This window comes from Streptomyces sp. NPDC029151, from assembly GCF_055564315.1.
In genome coordinates this window covers 716,828-733,575 of sequence record NZ_JBVHWQ010000003.1, presented here as the reverse complement: position 1 = coordinate 733,575, position 16,748 = coordinate 716,828, and the positions used below count along the sequence as shown (strand labels likewise).

The 16,748-nt window shown below is 73.5% G+C and carries 15 protein-coding genes; 6 read left to right on the top strand and 9 right to left on the bottom strand.

Features of this window, described 5'->3' with window-relative positions:
• Positions 1 to 42: 42 nt before the first annotated feature.
• Positions 43 to 537 (bottom strand): nuclear transport factor 2 family protein, encoded by a 495-nt coding sequence (locus tag ACZ4VF_RS16280; RefSeq protein ID WP_467926493.1) that lies wholly within the window; start codon positions 535 to 537, stop codon positions 43 to 45.
• A 95-nt stretch (positions 538 to 632) separates the two neighbouring features.
• Here ACZ4VF_RS16280 and ACZ4VF_RS16275 point away from each other — a divergent pair, with 95 nt between their 5' ends.
• Positions 633 to 1,244, top strand: coding sequence for a DUF4291 domain-containing protein (locus tag ACZ4VF_RS16275; RefSeq protein ID WP_467926492.1), 612 nt, complete (start codon positions 633 to 635; stop codon positions 1,242 to 1,244).
• Between the two features lie 20 nt (positions 1,245 to 1,264).
• Here the strand turns inward: ACZ4VF_RS16275 and ACZ4VF_RS16270 are convergent, their stop codons facing one another.
• From ACZ4VF_RS16270 to ACZ4VF_RS16260, 3 genes are all read right to left on the bottom strand, one after another.
• A complete protein-coding gene (locus ACZ4VF_RS16270) occupies positions 1,265 to 1,444 on the bottom strand; it encodes a hypothetical protein (protein ID WP_467926490.1) in 180 nt (59 codons plus the stop codon).
• Between the two features lie 195 nt (positions 1,445 to 1,639).
• Positions 1,640 to 2,515 carry an undecaprenyl-diphosphate phosphatase gene (locus ACZ4VF_RS16265; RefSeq protein WP_467926489.1) on the bottom strand — a complete coding sequence of 292 codons (876 nt, stop codon included), beginning with the start codon at positions 2,513 to 2,515 and terminating at the stop codon, positions 1,640 to 1,642.
• A gap of 139 nt (positions 2,516 to 2,654) precedes the next feature.
• Complete coding sequence (locus tag ACZ4VF_RS16260; protein ID WP_467926488.1) at positions 2,655 to 3,125, bottom strand: winged helix-turn-helix transcriptional regulator; 471 nt, start codon at positions 3,123 to 3,125, stop codon at positions 2,655 to 2,657.
• Between the two features lie 135 nt (positions 3,126 to 3,260).
• Here ACZ4VF_RS16260 and ACZ4VF_RS16255 point away from each other — a divergent pair, with 135 nt between their 5' ends.
• Positions 3,261 to 4,430: a thiolase family protein gene (locus tag ACZ4VF_RS16255; RefSeq protein ID WP_467926487.1), complete on the top strand. Its 1,170-nt coding sequence runs from the start codon at positions 3,261 to 3,263 to the stop codon at positions 4,428 to 4,430.
• A 26-nt stretch (positions 4,431 to 4,456) separates the two neighbouring features.
• Here ACZ4VF_RS16255 and ACZ4VF_RS16250 read toward each other — a convergent pair whose 3' ends face one another.
• The 3 genes from ACZ4VF_RS16250 to ACZ4VF_RS16240 all read right to left on the bottom strand — a co-directional run bounded on the left by ACZ4VF_RS16250 (position 4,457) and on the right by ACZ4VF_RS16240 (position 7,145).
• On the bottom strand, positions 4,457 to 5,062 hold the full coding sequence (locus ACZ4VF_RS16250) for a protein kilB (protein ID WP_467926485.1): 606 nt from the start codon (positions 5,060 to 5,062) through the stop codon (positions 4,457 to 4,459).
• 3 nt (positions 5,063 to 5,065) lie between these two features.
• The gene (locus tag ACZ4VF_RS16245) at positions 5,066 to 5,836 is read right to left on the bottom strand and encodes a TVP38/TMEM64 family protein (protein WP_467926484.1); all 771 of its coding nucleotides are present in this window, start codon (positions 5,834 to 5,836) and stop codon (positions 5,066 to 5,068) included.
• A 157-nt stretch (positions 5,837 to 5,993) separates the two neighbouring features.
• Positions 5,994 to 7,145, bottom strand: coding sequence for a glutathione-independent formaldehyde dehydrogenase (locus tag ACZ4VF_RS16240; protein WP_467926483.1), 1,152 nt, complete (start codon positions 7,143 to 7,145; stop codon positions 5,994 to 5,996).
• A gap of 366 nt (positions 7,146 to 7,511) precedes the next feature.
• Between ACZ4VF_RS16240 and tuf the strand changes: the two genes are divergently transcribed.
• Both tuf and ACZ4VF_RS16230 read left to right on the top strand, forming a co-directional pair.
• Positions 7,512 to 8,681, top strand: coding sequence for an elongation factor Tu (gene tuf / locus ACZ4VF_RS16235; protein ID WP_467926481.1), 1,170 nt, complete (start codon positions 7,512 to 7,514; stop codon positions 8,679 to 8,681).
• An 80-nt stretch (positions 8,682 to 8,761) separates the two neighbouring features.
• On the top strand, positions 8,762 to 9,607 hold the full coding sequence (locus ACZ4VF_RS16230) for a spermidine synthase (protein ID WP_467926480.1): 846 nt from the start codon (positions 8,762 to 8,764) through the stop codon (positions 9,605 to 9,607).
• A gap of 348 nt (positions 9,608 to 9,955) precedes the next feature.
• Here the strand turns inward: ACZ4VF_RS16230 and ACZ4VF_RS16225 are convergent, their stop codons facing one another.
• Both ACZ4VF_RS16225 and ACZ4VF_RS16220 read right to left on the bottom strand, forming a co-directional pair.
• A complete protein-coding gene (locus ACZ4VF_RS16225) occupies positions 9,956 to 11,254 on the bottom strand; it encodes an MFS transporter (RefSeq protein ID WP_467926479.1) in 1,299 nt (432 codons plus the stop codon).
• A 49-nt stretch (positions 11,255 to 11,303) separates the two neighbouring features.
• Positions 11,304 to 12,386 carry a DUF8017 domain-containing protein gene (locus tag ACZ4VF_RS16220; RefSeq protein ID WP_467926477.1) on the bottom strand — a complete coding sequence of 361 codons (1,083 nt, stop codon included), beginning with the start codon at positions 12,384 to 12,386 and terminating at the stop codon, positions 11,304 to 11,306.
• A 62-nt stretch (positions 12,387 to 12,448) separates the two neighbouring features.
• On the opposite strand from ACZ4VF_RS16220, the gene ACZ4VF_RS16215 reads away from it, so the two are divergent.
• Together ACZ4VF_RS16215 and ACZ4VF_RS16210 are read left to right on the top strand one after the other, a co-directional pair.
• Positions 12,449 to 12,910 (top strand): DUF4442 domain-containing protein, encoded by a 462-nt coding sequence (locus ACZ4VF_RS16215; protein ID WP_467926476.1) that lies wholly within the window; start codon positions 12,449 to 12,451, stop codon positions 12,908 to 12,910.
• 1,072 nt (positions 12,911 to 13,982) lie between these two features.
• On the top strand, positions 13,983 to 15,941 hold the full coding sequence (locus ACZ4VF_RS16210) for an RICIN domain-containing protein (RefSeq protein WP_467926475.1): 1,959 nt from the start codon (positions 13,983 to 13,985) through the stop codon (positions 15,939 to 15,941).
• The last annotated feature ends 807 nt before the right edge of the window (positions 15,942 to 16,748 follow it).

Below are 16,748 nucleotides of genomic sequence, written 5' to 3'. Positions count from 1 at the left end.
CGAGGGCTCCAGTGTGCGCACGGATGCGGAGCGGTGCGCGTTTCAGCCCGGGTGGGGCGGCCGGAGGCGGGGCGTCCGGCGCCACTTCTCGTGGACGACGACCTCGCTCAGCCGCCAGCCCTCCGGTGTGCGCAGGAGTCCGAACTCGTACCGTCCGCCGCACTCCAGGTCCGGGGCGGCGGAGCCGTCGGCGGCGCTCGGGTGCGGGGGGCCGAGGCGCATGGGGTTGAGGTAGTCGGCGCGCACGCGGGCGGTGTCGCCGGTGTCGTGGTCCAGGACGGCGAAGCGCACCTGGCGGTTGACGATCAGGTGCTGGCGCATGGCGAACCGGGCCAGGCTCTCGGCGAGCCAGGCGGCGACCCGGCCCGCGTCGCCCTCGATACCGCCGGCCGAGCGGTAGTCGGCCCGGCCGTCCGCCGTGAACAGGTCCCGGTACGCCGCCCAGTCGCCGTCGTCCACCGCCACCGCGTACGCGGTGACCAGGTCGTCCACGGCCAGCCGGTCCCTCACGGTCGCGAACTCCGCACGCTGCGTCATCGGCCAAGTGTTGGGCACGCCGGGGCCGGAGCCAAGAGGTGTGCGGGGTGAATATTCGGTGGTGCGGGACGTGTGCGGCGGCCGACGCTGTCCCCGTGAACGACGAAACGACCGCGACCGAGCCCACGTTCCGTATCCGTGCCAGGTACACCGACACCACGGTCACCGTGTACCAGGCCTACCGCCCGGGGATCGGCCGTCCGGCCGCCCGCACCGGGCGCTTCCCGTCCGCCTGGAAGCGGGACCGGATGACCTGGATCAAGCCGTCCTTCCTCTGGATGATGTACCGCTGCGGCTGGGGCACCAAGGAGGGCCAGGAGACCGTCCTCGCCGTCGACATCAGCCGCGAGGGCTTCGAGTGGGCGCTGCGCCACTCCTGCCTGTCCCACTACGTGCCCGCGCTCCACACGGACCAGGACGCCTGGAAACGGCGGTTGCGGAGCAGCCCGGCCCGGGTGCAGTGGGACCCGGAGCGGGACCTGCACCTCAACCCGCTGCCGTACCGCTCCCTGCAGCTGGGCCTGTCCGGGGAGGCGGCGGCCCGGTACGCCGACGAGTGGATCGTCGGCATCGAGGACGTCACCCCGCTGGCCGCGGAGATCCACGCCCTGGTGCGGGCGGGCGAACCGGAGCGGGCGAGCGGGCTGCTGCCGCGGGAGACGCCGTATCCGGCACCCGACGAGGCGCTGGCGCACCTGCGGGCGTAGCCGCACGGCGCCCGCGGCCGTCAGGCCGCCTCGATGACCTGTCCGCGGATCGCCGCGGCCCACTCGATCACCAACAGCTCGTACTCCGCGCGCTCCTGGGCCGACAGGGTGCCGCCCGCACGCAGCCACAGCGCCCGGATCTGCTCGTTCACCTCGGCGGCAGACCGCACGGAACCAGGGGGCGGGGATTCGGGGGACATGCGGACCAGCCTAGGGGCAGGCACTGACAGCCCGCTACCGCGCGGCTACGCAGAAGGTATGGGGTTGGTCACCGCCGCCGCCCGGTGGCGCTTCGCCGGCCCCGGACTGCCCGGCGTCACCCGCGCGCCGCCCAGGTCGCGGGCAGGTCGCGGCCGTACGGAAGATGTCCGAAACAGGGGCGGTGGGGCGGGCCGTCAGCCCGCCGACTCCGCCGCGTGCGGGCTCAGGACGCCCGCGCCGACCAGCGCGATGATCGCGATGCCGAGGGCGACGCGGTACCAGACGAACGGCATGAAGCTCTTGTTGGAGATCCACTTCATGAACCAGGCGATGACCGCGTAGCCGGAGGCGAAGGCGATCACCGTGGCGAAGAGGGTCGGCGGCCAGTCCACGTGGCCCTCGCCGAGGGAGTCCTTCACCTCGAAGGCGCCGGAGGCGAGGACGGCGGGGATGGCGAGGAGGAAGGAGTAGCGGGCCGCGGCCTCGCGCTTGTAGCCCATGAACAGGCCGCCGCTGATGGTCGCGCCGGAGCGGGAGACGCCGGGGATGAGGGCGCAGGCCTGGCAGAGGCCGAAGACCAGGCCGTCCTTGATCCCCAGGTTCTCCAGTGTCTTGCGCTGCTTGGGCGCCCGGTGCCGGCGGCCGGTCTCGTCGCGGGCCGCCATCCGGTCGGCGATGCCGATGACCAGGCCGACGACGATGAGCATGGTGGCGGTGACCCGCAGATCACGGAACGGCCCCTCGATCTGGTCCTTCAGCGTCACGCCCAGCACCCCGATCGGGATGGAGCCCACGATCACCAGCCAGCCCATCTGCGCGTCGTGGTCGTGCCGCATCGCCTTGTCGAACAGCGAGCGGAACCAGGACGAGACGATCCGCCCGATGTCCTTGCGGAAGTAGATGAGGACCGCGGTCTCCGTGCCGATCTGCGTGATGGCGGTGAAGGCCGCGCCCGGGTCCTTCCAGCCCGAGAACGCCGCGGTCAGCCGCAGGTGCGCGCTGGAGGAGACGGGCAGGAACTCGGTCAGCCCCTGGACGAGTCCGAGGACGAGGGATTCGAACCAAGACATGAAGGTATGACGTCCAAGCGCTGTTTGAAGACGAGGTGATCATGTGACGGACGAAGCGTAGCGGGCCCGTCCGGCAGCGCGGCAACAGGGGCCGGACAGGCCTCTCCGGTCCCTCCCGGGCGTGTGCGGCGGGGACCGGCTAGGCCGCCGTGGGGCCGGCCAGGTTCCAGCCCGGGGCCTGCGGACGTGCCGTCAGGTCCTCGTGACGCACCGGGTCCCCGCAGGCCTGGCACGTGACCACCGGGACCAGTTCCTCGCCACAGGAGTGCTCGACGACCATCGGCAGGTCGGCGCCCTTGCGGAGATGCCGGTCGCCCCACTCCTTGAGGGTCATCAGGACCGGCTCCAGCTCCAGTCCCGCCTGCGTGGGCCGGTACTCGAACCGCTGGGGGCGCTCGCTGTAGAGGCGCTTGGTGAGGATTCCGGCCTCCACGAGCCGGCGCAGCCGGGCGGACAGGATGTCGCGCGGGGCGCCGGTGTTGCGGACGAGCTGGTCGAAGCGGCCGTTGCCGAGGCACACCTCGCGCAGGACGAGCAGGGAGTACTTCTCGCCGACCAGTGCGAGGGCGTCGGCGATGGAGCAGGGGCGCGGGTCCTTCGTGGCGGCCATGCGGCCAGTCTAGACGAGGGTTTGATTTTCCAACTCAAAGAGTTATGGTGAGTTCGGATTTCCTACTCACCGGTATTCGCTGGTAGCCCTTGCGATCACCGCACGTCCGGTCAGGTCACGTTGGAGGCCCGCCCCATGCGAGACGCAGTCGTCGTCGAAGCCGTTCGCACCCCCGTCGGCAAGGGCAAGCCGAACGGCTCCCTCGCCCACGTCCACCCCGTGCAGCTCCTCGCGCACACCCTGCGCACCCTGGTCGAGCGCTCCGGCGTCGACCCGGTGCTGATCGACGACGTGATCGGCGGCACCGTCGACCAGGTCGGCGAGCAGGCCATGAACACCACCCGGTACGCCGTGCTCGCCGCCGGCCTGCCCGAGTCGGTCCCGGCGACCACCGTGGACCGCCAGTGCGGCTCCTCCCAGCAGGCCGTGCACTTCGCCGCGCAGGGAGTGATCTCGGGGGCGTACGACCTCGTGGTCGCCTGTGGTGTGGAGTCGATGAGCCGGGTGCCCATGTGGTCCAACGTGCCCCCGGGCAAGGACCCGTTCGGGCCCGGTGTCGCCGAGCGCTACCCGGAGGGCCTGGTACCGCAGGGGATCAGCGCCGAACTCATCGCCGCCAAGTGGTCCCTCACCCGGGCCCGGATGGACGAGTTCGCGGTCTCCTCGCACCGCAAGGCCGCCGCCGCGTGGCGGTCCGGGCTCTTCGACGCGGAGATCGCGCCGCTCGACGGTGTCGCCCGCGACGAGTGCGTCCGCCCGGACACCACCCCGGACATCCTCGCCGGACTCAAGCCCGCCTACCACGACCCCGCTTTCGCCGAGCGTTTCCCGCAGATCGAGTGGAACGTCACGGCGGGCAACGCGAGCCCGGTCAACGACGGTGCCGCCGCCGTCCTGATCACCTCCGGCGAGACCGCCGCCCGGCTCGGCCTGCGCCCGCTGGCCCGTCTGCACAGCTTCGCCGTGACCGGTTCCGACCCGCTGCTCATGCTCACCGGGGTCGTCCCGGCCACCGAGAAGGTGCTGCGCCGGGCGGGTCTGAGCCTGGCCGACATCGATCTGTTCGAGGTCAACGAGGCCTTCTCCAGCGTGGTGCTCGCCTGGCAGCAGGAGACCGGCGCCGACCTCGCCAAGGTCAACGTGCACGGCGGCGCGATCGCCCTCGGCCACCCGCTCGGCGCGAGCGGCACCCGGCTGACCACGACCCTGGTCCACGCGATGCGCGAACGCGGCGCCCGCTACGCCCTGCAGACCATGTGCGAGGCGGGCGGCCTCGCCAACGCGATGATCCTGGAAAGGGTCTGAGCGAGGGATCCGTCGCGTTCCCGCCGTCAGCGGGGCCGTACCGCCGGCCGCCGGGGCTCCCGTCGGCGCGGGGCGGTGGCGCGGCGGGCTCGTGTGCCGGTCGCCCGGGGTCCCGTCGGCACCGGGGCGGCGGGGCAGCGGGCCCGTGGTGCCGCTCGGCCGGGTTCTCGGTGTCCGGTGGCCGTCACCAGGACAAGGCCCGGCCCGCCGCCGCCACCAACCAGTTCGTCCGTCGCCGTGATGGCGGCCTCGCGGCGGGTGGCCAGGGTGGTGAGGTCGGGGGCGTCCCGCAGGGCGAACGCGGCCAGAGCCGCTCTGCGGGCCGGTTCCGTGAGGGCGGGTTGGAGGACGCAGACCGCGACCAGGGGGGCGGTCACGGCGGAGCGGGTGGCGTGGGTCGCCGCGCGCGCCGCCTCGACGGCCTCCGGGGCCGCGCCGTTCAGCCGCAGGTCCTCACGGTGCCACAGGGCCCGCCGGTGGTCGCCGAGGGCCGCCACCAGTTCCCCCAGCGCCACGCGCAGCGCCTCCGCCCGCCGTTCGGCGCGGGCGGACCGTTCACGCCGGGACTGGAGCAGCGCGGTGAACGCCCCGCCGAGCAGCGTGCCGGCCACGGCGATGATGCTGGACCACATCGCTCACCGGCCGCGCAGCTGGTGACGCTTGCGCCAGGCCAGCACCGTGCCCGCCAGCGCCGGCAGGGCGATACAGGCCATCGCGATCAGGAAGGCGGGGGAGGTCGGTGCCGAGGCGCGGGCGCCGGCGACGGCGTAGGCGGCCGTGTTCGGGATCGAGCCGAGCCCGGTGGCCAGCAGGAAGGGCAGCCAGCCCATGCGGGAGACGGCCGCGCAGTAGTTGGCCGCCCAGAACGGCACCCCGGGGAAGAGCCGCAGGGCCAGCATGGAGCGGAACCCGTGCCGGCTGAGCTGCCCGTCGGCCGCCCGCAGCCAGCGGCCCCGCAGCAGCGGGCGCAGCGCGTCCTGCCCGAGCAGCCGGCCCAGCCCGAACGCCACCCCGGCACCGAGCACCGTGCCCGCGAGCGCCGTCACCAGTCCCAGCTGCGAGCCGAACAGCGCGCCCGCGGCCAGGTTCAGCAAGGGGCGCGGGACGAACGCCACCGTGCACAGTCCGTACGCGGCTCCGAACACCACGGCCGCCGCGGCGCCGCCGAGCTGTGGCGGCCAGCCGTGCGTCAGCAGCCGCTGCGGCTCGAACAGCAGCACGCAGGCGGCCGCGCCGGCCAGCAGCGCGAGCAGCAGGGAGAGCCGGGCGTAGGGGGAGAACAGCACCCGGGTGCAGGCGGCGACGAGGCCCCCGCGGCGCAGCGGGGGCGGGACGGGGACGGCAAGCTCCGTGGCGGCGGCCCGGGGAGAGGCCGTGGCGGTGCCAGAGCGGTTGGCATCGAGCATCCGACGACACTAACCGACGAAGTGTGTGATCGCCGTCAAGTAGCGGACGGGGCAAGGGCGGGGGCGGGAGGAGGGCCGGAGGGCGGGGGGAGGCCCGCTGGACGAGGAAGGGTCCGGGCGTCGCTGGCGCCCGGACCCGTGAGCCGTTGTCCGTGACTCATGCGGCGAGAGCGTGACCGGGGTGCAGGACCACCTTGGTGTAGCCCTCGACCCGCTTGTCGAACTTCTCGTACGCCTGCGGTGCCTGGTCCAGCGGCAGCTCGTGGGAGACCACGAAGCTGGGCTTGGCGCGCCCGGCGATGATCAGGTCGCGCAGCTGGCGGTTGTACCGCTTGACGTTGCACTGACCCGTGCCCATCTGCTGGCCCTTCTCGAACATCCGGCCGATGGAGACCAGCAACTGGCCGTGCCGGGCGTGCTCGTCCGGCCCGCCGGGGTCCGAGGGCACGTACAGGCCCGGTATGCCGAGCATGCCCGTCGGCCGTACCGTCTCGACCAGTTCGTTGAGGACGATGGCGGGTTCCTCGTGGCTGGTGTCGTGTGCCTGGGCCTGGTAGCCGACGGCGTCGACACCCTTGTCGGTTCCCTCACCTCCGGTCTGTTCCTTGATCTGCTCGGCCGGGTCGCCCTTGGTGAAGTCGATGGGGATGGCCCCTATCTCCTCGGCCTTGGCGAGCCGTTCCGGCACGCGGTCGACGGAGAAGACCTTCGACGCACCGCGCAGCAGCGCCGAGTAGGCGGCCATCAGGCCCACCGGTCCGGCGCCGTAGACGGCCACGGACTCCCCGGGGGTCACCTGGGCGAGCTCGCACCCGTGGTAGCCGGTCGGGAAGATGTCGGCGAGCAGGACGAAGTCGGTCTCGAACTCCTCTCCCGGTGGCAGCTTGAGGCAGTTGAAGTCGGCGTAGGGCACCCGCAGCCGTTCGGCCTGGCCGCCGATGAACGGGCCCATCGCCACATAGCCGTAGGCGCCGCCGGCGAATCCCGGGTTGACCGTCAGGCAGAACCCGGTCTTCCCGGCGAGGCAGTTCTTGCAGAAGCCGCAGGCGACGTTGAAGGGCATCACGACGCGGTCACCCTCGGACAGGGAGGTCACACCGCTGCCGACCTCCTCGACGATGCCGAGGTTCTCGTGTCCGAAGACGATGCCCGACTCGGCCGCGGTGCGGCCCTCGTACATGTGCAGGTCCGAGCCGCATATCGCGGTCGACGTGACGCGCACGATCACGTCGTTCGGGTGCTGGATGCCGGGGTCCTGGACGTCCTTCACCACCACGCTGAACGGCTCTTCGTAGACGACGGCTTTCACGTCTGTCACCTCCACGTCGGGCGCCACCCCTGTGATTCCAGGTAACGCCGGTGCGGAGGGGGGTGCAAGCCCCGCCGGGGCCCGTTCCCCGCCCTCAATTCCGAATGTGTGTGCGATTACCGAAAACCACTCGACTCCGTACGAACCGTCGGCAATGATCGACGCATGTTCCGGTACGCCTTCCTTCTCGCCGCATCCGCCGTCGCGGACGCGCCGAAGGCTGCCGTTCCGCTTCTCGTGGCCGCTGTCGACGGCGCCCGAAGCTGACCCTCTCCGGATCGTCCGGCGGACCCCGCAGGGGGAGGGTCGGGCGGTCCCCGGGGTCCCGCATCCTTCGTCACGGCTGAGAGGCTCCGAGGTACAGCCATGTCCAAAACGGCCTACGTGCGCACCAAGCCGCACCTGAACATCGGCACCATGGGTCACGTCGACCACGGCAAGACGACCCTGACCGCCGCCATCACCAAGATCCTCGCCGAGCGCGGCACCGGCACCTTCGTGCCGTCCCACCGCATCGACCGCGCCCCGGAGGAGGCCGCCCGCGGCATCACCATCAACATCGCCCACGTCGAGTACGAGACCGACACCCGGCACTACGCCCACGTCGACATGCCGGGCCACGCCGACTACGTCAAGAACATGGTCACCGGCGCCGCCCAGCTCGACGGGGCGATCCTCGTCGTCTCCGCGCTCGACGGGATCATGCCGCAGACCGCCGAGCACGTGCTGCTCGCCCGGCAGGTGGGCGTCGACCACATCGTGGTCGCGCTGAACAAGGCCGACGCCGGGGACGAGGAACTCGCCGACCTGGTCGAGCTGGAGGTCCGCGACCTGCTCACCGCCCAGGGCTACCCCGGTGACGCGGTACCCGTCGTACGGGTCTCCGGGCTGCGGGCGCTGGAGGGCGACCCGCGCTGGACGGCGTCGATCGAGGCGCTGCTCGACGCGGTGGACACGTACGTGCCGTTGCCGGAGCGGTGTCCGGACGCGCCGTTCCTGCTGCCCGTCGAGAACGTGCTGACCATCACCGGGCGCGGGACCGTCGTGACCGGTGCGGTCGAACGCGGGACGCTCCGGCCGGGGGACCGCGTGGCGGTGCCGGGCGCGGACGTGGAGACCGTGGTCACCGGGATCGAGACCTTCGGCAAGCCGATGGAGGAGGCGCGGGCCGGGGACAACGTGGCGTTGCTGCTGCGGGGTGTGCCACGGGACGCGGTCCGGCGCGGGCACGTGGTGGCGGCGCCGGGGAGCGTGGTGCCGAGCCGCCGCTTCACGGCCCGGGTCCATGTGCTCTCCGGGCGGGAGGGGGGCCGTACGACACCGGTCTCCAGCGGGTACCGGCCGCAGTTCCACATCCGGACCGCGGATGTGGTGGGGGTCGTGGACCTGGGGGAGACGGGGGTCGTACGGCCCGGGGAGACGGTGGAGATGAGCGTGGAGCTGGGGCGGGAGGTGCCCCTGGAGCCCGGGCTCGGGTTCGCCGTCCGGGAGGGCGGCAGGACCGTGGGCGCGGGGACGGTCGTCGCCGTGGAATGAGGTGCCAGGAGGAAAGGTGGTCCGCTCGCCGGGGTGGGCCGGCGGGACGGGCCACGGGGTGAGCGCGTCACAATGAACGGGTGACAGAGCAGATACCCGTCTCCCGGAGCACCGACCACGGCACCGCCAAGCTGATGCCGGACGTCGACCGGGAGCGGGCCTGGCTGCTCACGGTCGACGGGGCGCCGCAGTCGTACGTCGATCTCGACGACCCGGAGCACCTGGAGTTCGAGTACGCGCGGCGGCTGGGGATCGTGCTGGACACCGTCTCCGCGGAGGCGGTGCCGCTGGACGTGGTGCACCTCGGCGGGGGCGCGCTGACGCTGCCCCGGTATGTGGCGGCCACCCGGCCCGGCTCACGGCAGGACGTCGTCGAGGCGGACCGGGGGCTGCTGGAGCTGGTCACCGAGCACGTGCCGCTGCCGGCGGGCTCGGGTGTCGCGCTGCACGCGGCCGACGCCCGGGCCTGGCTGGAGGACGCGCCGGACGATCACGCCGACGTGCTGATCGCCGACGTGTTCGGCGGGTCCCGAGTACCCGCGCACCTGACCACGCTCGCCTACGTCCGTACCGCCGAGCGGGTGCTGCGGCCGGACGGGGTCTATCTGGCCAACCTCGCCGACGCGGCGCCGTTCGGCTTTCTGCGCTCCCAACTGGCCACGCTGGCGGCGGTGTTCGAGGAGCTGGCGCTCATCGCCGAGCCGGCGGTGCTGCGTGGCCGGCGGTTCGGCAACGCGGTGGTCGCGGCCTCGCACCGTCCGCTGGACATCGCCGCGATGGCCCGCCGCAGCGCCGCGGACGCGTTTCCCGCCCGGGTCGAACACGGCGCGTCCGTGCGCGAGTTCACCGGCTCGGCCAGACCGGTCGAGGACGCCGACGCGGTGCCCTCCCCCGAGCCTCCCGGCGGGGCGTTCGGCATCGGCTGACGTGGGGTGGCGGTGGCCGCGTGTGTGTTTCCGGTGTGAGGTGGGGGCGTTGGGGTGGTTGCGGGGGTTCTTCGGTTCGTGTGGTGAGCGTGTCGGGGTGGTGCGGGGCTCAGCGGCTGGCGTGGTGGGGGTGAGGGCGTCGACGCGGTGTTCTCGGCCGGGCCTTGTGGTGGGGGGTTCGGTGTCGGCTGACGTCGGGGTGGTGGTGGCCGCGTGCGTGTTTCCGGTGTGAGGTGGGGGCGTCGGGGTGGTTGCGGGGGGTTCTTCGGTTCGTGTGGTGAGCGTGTCGGGGTGGTGCGGGGGCTCTTCGGTTGGCGTGGCCGGGGTGAGGGCGTCGACGCGGTGCCCTCAGCCGGTTCTTCCGGCGGCACTTCCGGTGTCGGCCCTGTCCGGGGCGGCCGTGACCGGGCGGGTGCGGCGGGTCAGGGTGCGGACGCCCGGGACCAGCAGGACCGGGGCGGTGACCAGGACGACCAGGGCGGCGCAGCCCCACAGCGCGGCGGTGCGGCCGACGGCGGTCTCGGCCGGGCCGGCCAGGGCCGTGGCGAGCGGCATGAGGGAGACCGAGCCGAACCAGTCGTAGGCCGAGACCCGGGAGAGCATGTCCTCGGGGATCTCCTGGTGCAGCGCGGTCATCCAGGAGACGCCGAACACCTCCACCGTCGTCCCCGCGACGAACATCACCCCGTACAGCGCGCCCGCCGGTACCGGCACGGCCAGTGCGGCAGCGGGCAGCGCCAGCGGGAAGACGCACAGGGTGCCGGCCAGCAGCAGGCGGCGGGGTTTCCAGCGGGTCATCAGCAGGGCGCCGGCCACCGTGCCCACGCCGAACGCGCCCAGGGCCAGGCCCCAGGGCCCCGCGCCGCCCAGGCTGTCCCGGGCGACGAGCGGGCCGTAGACCGCCTCGGCCGCGCCGACCACCGCGTTGGCGACGGAGAACTGGACGACGATGCTCCACAGCCAGGGCCGGCCGGTGAACTCCCGCCAGCCCTCCCGGAGATCGGCCAGCATGCCCTCGCCCGGCGCGCGCGGCGGGAGGTGGCCGACGTCGAGGAAGGAGCGCAGTGCCGCGGCGACGGCGAAGGCCGCCGCGTCGGCGGCGAGCACCCAGCCGGGGCCGACCGCCGCGACCAGGGCGCCGCCGAGCGCCGCCCCGCCGAGGGCCGCGCCCTGGGTGGCCATGCGGAAGAAGGCGAACGCCCGGCCCGCCTGTTCGCCCTCCACACAGGACAGCAGCATGCCCTCGGCGGCCGGGCCGAAGAACGCCTGCCCAGTGCCGCCGAGCGCGGTGAGCAGCATCATCTGCCACAGCCGGGGCTCACCGGTGAGCACGAGGGCCGCGAAGGCCGCCTGGGAGAGGCAGTTGAGGGCATTGGCGGCGACCATCACCCGGTGCCGGGGCATCCGGTCGGCGACGGCGCCGCCGATGAGCAGGAACACCACCAGCGGCAGGGTGCGGGCGGCGGCCACCAGGCCGACGTCCCCGCCGTCGCCGCCCGCCTCCAGCACGGCGAACGCGGCGGCGATGAGCGAGCCGTTCGCGCCCAGACCGGTCACGACGGCGGCCGCGGTCAGCAGGGAGTAGGTGCGTCCCGCCCAGGCGGGTCTGCGCAGGCGGGCGGGCGAGGAGCCGGAGGCGGGGGTCACCGGCCGACTGTCGCCGCCCGGCCGCCGCCCGGGCAAGTGGTTTTGCCGGTCACTGCGTGGTGGGGTCGCCGTGCAGCCGTACCGTGCCGAGGATCTTGTCGACGGTCGCGTCCGGCACCTCGTCCTTGACGCCCTTGATGCCGTGGAAGGTCCAGGAGACGAAGTCGCCCGCCGAGTTCTTGAAGGCGAACGTGGTGGCCTTGCCGTCGGTGTCGCACTTGTTCTTCTTCGGGACGCCGACGACGTACGACGTCGCGACGCTGCCCTTGACGCCCGACGCCGTCGTGAAGGGCTTCGCCTTGCCGATCCGCAGGTACTTCTTGGCGGCCTCCGACTGGTCGGTGTACCCGCCGAACGCGAAGGCGGCCGCGTCGCCGCGGGCGATGCTCGCGGTGTCCTTGCCGCCGTTCTCGCCCTTGGTTCCGCTGCCCGCGAGCGCGTGCGACGCCTTGTAGCCGCCGGCGTCGGAGGTGCAGTAGTCCGGCTTCAGGAACGAGGCGCCGGAGAAACCGATGTACGCGGAGCCGTCGCCCTTCTGCTCGTCCTCGAAGAAGGAGAAGACGCCGGGCCGCTCCACCTCCCAGTCCCCGGGCACCTCGAAGGCCGTGCCGTACTTGGGGTTGACGACGACCTTCCAGCCCGCGACGGTCGGCTTCTCCGTCTCGTTGGAGCGGGGGTTGTCGGTCGTGGACGACGTGGGCGAGGCGGAGGAGGTGGCGGTCGGCGAGGCGCTCACGGTCTCTGTGCCCTTGCCGTCGGCCTTCTCGTCGTCGGAGCCGCTTAGCACCAGGTACCCGGTCACGGCGGCGGTGACCACCACGGCCGTGGCCGCGATGATCGCGATCAGTTTCGTACGGCCGCCGCCGCCCCCCGGCGGCTCGGTCGCGGGCACGGGCACGGTGGGGGGCTGCCCCCACTGCTGCTGTCCGTAAGGGCCGGACGGTGCCTGCTGTCCGTACGGGCCGGCCTGCGGGTACTGCTGGTACCCGGGCTGCTGGTACGGGTTCGCCTGCTGCCGGTCCGGCTGCTGGTACGGGTTCGGCTGTGGGTGACCCGGCTGCTGGTACGGGTTCTGCTGCGGGTTGCCCTGCGGGTTCTGCGCGCCCCCTGGCGGCTGCTGATCTGGCCACATGGCCAGTAACCCTAGTGCGCCCCACTGGTCAGCCTTCGCTACTCGTGAGTAACATGACAGCCATGAGCGCAGACCAGATGTCGATCGGCGAGATGCTCGCCGCCACCGTGCCCATGGCCCGGACGCTGAACCTCGAGTTCCTGGAGACCACGCCCGACAGGGCCGTGGTGTCCCTGCCGGACCAGGGCGCGTACCACAACCACGTGGGCGGCCCGCACGCCGGTGCGATGTTCACCCTCGGGGAGTCGGCCAGCGGCGCCATCGTGCTGGCCGCCTTCGGGGACCAGCTCTCGCGCGCCGTGCCGCTCGCCGTGCGGGCCGAGATCGCCTACAAGAAGCTGGCGATGGGCGCGGTCACCGCGACCGCCACGCTGGGCCGCCCGGCCGCCGAGGTCGTCGCCGAACTGGACGCGGGGCAGCGCCCCGAGTTCCCGGTGGCGATCGAGATCCGGCGCGCGGACGGCGCCGTCACCGGCGAGATGAGCGTCCTGTGGACCCTCCGCCCGGCCGACCAGGGGAAGTGAGCCGCAGAACCGCGGTCAGTCGCCACGGCCGGAGCAGCGCGAGACCGCGCCGCTCCGGCCGACTCCGTTGAGGAACCGGCCCGTTGCTCGGGACGGGCCGGTTTGTACCTGTCGGTCCTGCGCGTGCGCGCCCTCGCCCTGCTCACCCCTGCGCCTGCTCTTCACCGCCACGGCCCGGCCGTCCCCGATCGCCTTCGCCGTCGTCCACGGTCTCGTCGACGTCGCGACCGTCCACCCGGTCATCGCCCTGTGCCGGCGGACCCGCGACGACGACGGCCCGATCGTCTTCGGCTGGACCGACTCCGCCCACCGACTGGGCTCCGGCGTCTCGGCGTTCGTCGGCGCACCGCACGGGACGCCTTCGGTGCCTACGACACGGTCTAAGTCCCCCTCGGCGCGGTCTGCCTGGCGGACGCCCCCTGGCCATGGTGGTCCGCGTGTCCCCCCCGCGAGCACCGGCCGGCCTGAGGCCGGCTCCGCCTCGGGCCGCCCGCCGCTGTCCCGACCCGCCCGGCGGTCCGGCCGTGAACGCCCGCACTCAGGTGGTGGAGCCGGGGCCCGGGCGGGCGCAGGCCGGGCGGACCACCGTACGCGGACACCGGACTCGTCCCCGGTGGCGTACCGCAGCCGTCGACGAGCAGCCCGCGCACGGTGCCGCCGGACGCCGGCTCCCGCAGGGCACCGGTGAGCCGGATCTCGCCACCGCGACCCGGCGCGCTGTGCACTCGCCGAAGGCTTTGGAGGAGGGTGCGAACCGGCTGAGGGACGTGCCGGGAAGGCGGAGTTTTTGTGTGCCATCGTGCTTTTCCCGTACGGGAGTTGACCGCCGTTCAGCCGCCCCGCCGACGATACCGGCGGTAACCATTGGTCAATTCCCCGGCCACGCCACCGGGGGCATTCGCGCTTCTTGTTTCCGGTGAGCCGTGTGTGTCAAGGTGAGCCTCCCCACGGGAGGGCAAAGGCCGACGTCGACGTCGAGACCGAACCCTTTAGGTATGCACCAATCAGGCACTGCTTTCCGACAGGACGCCCTTGCGCATGCCCGTCCTGCGGCTGGAAAGGAAATGGTTCCGTGCAGTCCCCTTACCCCCCACGCCCACCCTATCCGCCCCTGCCCGCCCCGATCGGCCAGTCCGACCGCGAGCTCGTCGCCCGGCTGAGCGGCCCGGAGGACGGCCACCACCACGCCGTCGCGCTGCTGCTCGCCCGGCACTGGCGGGCCACCCGCGACTACGCCGTGGTCTGCCTGGCCGCGGCCGGCCCCACCGCGCAACTGCTGGCCACCGCGGCCTTCCACCAGGTGCTCGGCCGTACGGCGGGCGGAGCGGCCGTCGGCGCCCTGCGTCCGCGCCTGCTGGTCGCCGTACGCGACCTCCTCCGCGCCTGGGCCGTGGACGACGCGGCCTGTATCGCCCTGCCGGAATTGCGCAAAACCACCGGCGGCCGCGGGCTGCGCGCCACGAAGCCCGGACCGCCGGAAAACAGGCAGCTCGCCGCCCATGCATTCCGGGCGCTACCGGGCGCCTCCCAATGCCTTCTCTGGCACACCGAGGTCGAGGCCGAGCCCATAAACATACCGGCTGGTCTGCTGGGCATCGACACGGTCACCGCGACGGACGCCCTGGAGCAGGCCCGCGAGCAATTCCGCGCCGGCTGCGTCCGCGCCCACCACGAACTCGCGCCCACCACGGAATGCCGTTTTCACAACCGGCTCCTCGACGTCCCCCTCCGCCGCGGCGGCACCCTGCTGCCGGACGTGCGCCGGCATCTGACGGTCTGCGCCCACTGCCGGCACGCCGCCGAACAACTCGGCCTCTTCGACGGCGGCCTGCCCCTGCTGCTCGCCGAGACCGTGCTCGGCTGGGGCGCCCGCCGTTACCTCGACTCGCGGCCCGGACGCGCCGTCCCCGAGGCGTGGCCGGCCCCGCCGCCGTCGGCAGCGCCGGCCGCGGACCCCGGCACCGGCGGCCGGCACCGCACCGCGGCGGAGCCCGGCCACCGCAAGGCCGTCGCCCTCGGCGTCGGACTCGTCTCCCTCGCCCTGCTCGCCACCGTCCTCGTGGCCAGAAGCTGGTCCGATGACAACGGTGTCCCCACCCCCGGCGCCACCTGGGGAGCCCCCTCCTCAGGCGCCACAGGGCCGGACGGGGGAGGCGCCCGACCCGCGGCCTCCCCGTCCACCGCCTCCGTCGGCGCACCCGTCGAGGTCGCCCACGGCACCCTGCGCGGCCTCGCCTCCGGGCTGTGCCTGGACGTGCGCGGCGACCGGGTGGCCGCGGGCGCGGACGTCCGGCTGGCACCCTGCTCGACGGCCCTCGCGCAGCAGTGGTCGTACCGGGACGACGGCCTGCTGCGCAGCGCCGCCGACCCCGCCCTCTGCCTCGCCGCCGACCCCCGCACCCGGACCGTCGCGCTGGCCGACTGCCTCGCACCCCCCGGAGAGGTGTCGTACGACGTCACCGTGCGCGGCGAGATCCTGCTCCGCCGGCACCACGGCCTGGCCCTCGCTCCCGGCTCCCGCCGGTCCGGCGCCCGGGTCGAGATGGCGGAACGCGACGGCTCGGCCGGTCAGCGCTGGGCGCTGGAGCCGGCGGCGGTCGGCGGACGGCCGCGGTCCGGCACGGTGCCGGACGGGCGGGCGGAGCCGGACACGCGCGGTGGACGCGCCGGCGCCCCTGCCGGGCGGTCTCCCGGCCACGAGGAGGACACGGGCGGCTCACGCGGCGAACCGGGCCGCACCGGCCAGGACGTCGGCCGGCGGAGCGCGACTCCGCGTGCCGCACAGATCCGCGCCGCCCGGACGGATCGGCCGGCCGGAGGCTCCCCCCGGGCAGCGGGGAAGGCGGGCGACCTCGTGGCGCCGGTCGTGGACAGGCTCGGCGGCCTCGGACGGCCCGGCGCCCTCGGCACGACGGGCGCGCTCGGGACGCTCGGCATTCCGCGTCCGCCCGGCGCGTTGATTGCGCCGGTCATCGGGAAGGCCGCCGGTCGCGGTTCCGTGGCGGGGGCTGTGCGGGGTCCGTTCGGCTGACGTGCGAGGGGGCCGTTCCGTGTGGGGCGGTCCTGTGTGTACGGCGGGGTGGGCTCCGTGTCGGCGGCTTCGGCGCGGCGGGCGTGCTGGGGGTGCTCGGCGCTCCGTGTTCGCCTGGCTGTGCGGGGTTCGTTCGGCTGACGTGCGAGGGGGCCGTTCCGTGTGGGGCGGTCCTGTGTGTACGGCGGGGGGGGGGCTCCGTGTCGGCGGCTTCGGCGCGGCGGGCGTGCTGGGGGTGCTCGGCGCTCCGTGTCCGCTTGGCGTGTTGATTGCGCCGGTCATCGGGAAGGCCGCCGGTCGCGGTTCCGTGGCGGGGGCCGTGCGGGGTCCGTTCGGCTGACGTGCGAGGGGGCCGTTCCGTGTGGGGCGGTCCTGTGTGTACGGCGGGGGGGGGCTCCGTGTCGGCGGCTTCGGCGCGGCGGGCGTGCTGGGGGTGCTCGGCGCTCCGTGTCCGCCTGGCGCGTTGATTGCGCCGGTCATTGGGAAGGTTGCCGGTCGCGGTCCTGTGGTGGGGGCTGTGCGGGGTTCGTTCGGCTGATGTGGGAGGGGGCCGTTCCGTGTGGGGCGGTCCTGTGTGTACGGCGGGGTGGGCTCCGCGCCGCCGTGTCCGGTTCCCGTCGGCCCGGTTCGAGCCACCGGGCCGGCGGCGAACGGAATGCACAGGACCCCGCCGAATGTCCCGCGCACGGCGCCGAGGCGGGCGGGCGGTGAAGCGGCGGGCGCTGTGCCGGGCCCGGACCGGTGTGCCGCGCAGGACCGGACGGCCCCGGCGCCACGCGCCGGACGCCCCGCACCGGAAGCAAATCG

Excerpts from the sequence above, each read along its gene's own strand:
- ACZ4VF_RS16220 (WP_467926477.1), bottom strand. The coding sequence starts at position 12,386 with ATGTGGCCAGATCAGCAGCCGCCAGGGGGCGCGCAGAACCCGCAGGGC.
- ACZ4VF_RS16215 (WP_467926476.1), top strand. The coding sequence starts at position 12,449 with ATGAGCGCAGACCAGATGTCGATCGGCGAGATGCTCGCCGCCACCGTG.
- ACZ4VF_RS16270 (WP_467926490.1), bottom strand. The coding sequence starts at position 1,444 with ATGTCCCCCGAATCCCCGCCCCCTGGTTCCGTGCGGTCTGCCGCCGAG.
- ACZ4VF_RS16280 (WP_467926493.1), bottom strand. The coding sequence starts at position 537 with ATGACGCAGCGTGCGGAGTTCGCGACCGTGAGGGACCGGCTGGCCGTG.
- ACZ4VF_RS16260 (WP_467926488.1), bottom strand. The coding sequence starts at position 3,125 with ATGGCCGCCACGAAGGACCCGCGCCCCTGCTCCATCGCCGACGCCCTC.
- tuf (WP_467926481.1), top strand. The coding sequence starts at position 7,512 with ATGTCCAAAACGGCCTACGTGCGCACCAAGCCGCACCTGAACATCGGC.
- ACZ4VF_RS16255 (WP_467926487.1), top strand. The coding sequence starts at position 3,261 with ATGCGAGACGCAGTCGTCGTCGAAGCCGTTCGCACCCCCGTCGGCAAG.
- ACZ4VF_RS16245 (WP_467926484.1), bottom strand. The coding sequence starts at position 5,836 with ATGCTCGATGCCAACCGCTCTGGCACCGCCACGGCCTCTCCCCGGGCC.
- ACZ4VF_RS16265 (WP_467926489.1), bottom strand. The coding sequence starts at position 2,515 with ATGTCTTGGTTCGAATCCCTCGTCCTCGGACTCGTCCAGGGGCTGACC.
- ACZ4VF_RS16250 (WP_467926485.1), bottom strand. The coding sequence starts at position 5,062 with ATGTGGTCCAGCATCATCGCCGTGGCCGGCACGCTGCTCGGCGGGGCG.